The following is a 1,022-nucleotide window of genomic DNA, read 5'->3' as shown; positions in this document are numbered from 1 at the left end:
GCTGCTCGTGCTTTCGACCAGATCGATAACGCACCAGAAGAAAAAGCTCGTGGTATCACCATCAACACTTCCCACGTTGAATATGACACCCCGACTCGCCACTACGCACACGTAGACTGCCCAGGGCACGCCGACTATGTTAAAAACATGATCACCGGTGCTGCGCAGATGGATGGCGCGATCCTGGTTGTTGCTGCGACTGATGGCCCTATGCCACAGACTCGTGAGCACATCCTGCTGGGTCGTCAGGTAGGCGTTCCTTTCATCATCGTGTTCCTGAACAAATGTGACATGGTTGATGACGAAGAGCTGCTGGAACTGGTAGAAATGGAAGTTCGTGAACTTCTGTCTCAGTACGATTTCCCAGGCGACGACACTCCTATCGTTCGTGGTTCCGCGCTGAAAGCGCTGGAAGGCGAAGCAGAGTGGGAAGCAAAAATCATCGAACTGGCTGGCTTCCTGGATTCTTACATCCCAGAACCAGAACGTGCGATTGACAAGCCATTCCTGCTGCCAATCGAAGACGTATTCTCCATCTCCGGCCGTGGTACTGTTGTTACCGGTCGTGTAGAGCGCGGTATCGTTAAAGTTGGTGAAGAAGTTGAAATCGTTGGTATCAAAGAGACTGCTAAGTCTACTTGTACCGGCGTTGAAATGTTCCGCAAACTGCTGGACGAAGGCCGTGCTGGTGAGAACGTTGGTGTTCTGCTGCGTGGTATCAAACGTGAAGAAATCGAACGTGGTCAGGTACTGGCTAAGCCAGGCTCTATCAAGCCGCACACCAAATTCGAATCTGAAGTTTATATCCTGTCCAAAGACGAAGGCGGCCGTCATACTCCGTTCTTCAAAGGCTACCGTCCACAGTTCTACTTCCGTACAACTGACGTGACCGGTACCATCGAACTGCCAGAAGGCGTAGAGATGGTAATGCCAGGCGACAACATCAAGATGGTTGTGACTCTGATCCACCCAATCGCGATGGACGACGGTCTGCGTTTCGCAATCCGTGAAGGCGGCCGTAC

1 protein-coding gene is annotated in these 1,022 nt (G+C 52.1%); it reads left to right on the top strand.

The window, feature by feature from the left end:
• On the top strand, positions 1 to 1,022 hold a 1,022-nt coding region (tuf, locus tag AB4K05_RS24625; protein ID WP_368482269.1), incomplete at both ends, for an elongation factor Tu.

The organism is Kluyvera sp. STS39-E, from assembly GCF_040932435.1.
GTDB lineage: Bacteria > Pseudomonadota > Gammaproteobacteria > Enterobacterales > Enterobacteriaceae > Kluyvera.
This window is presented reverse-complemented; position numbering and strand designations above follow the sequence as displayed.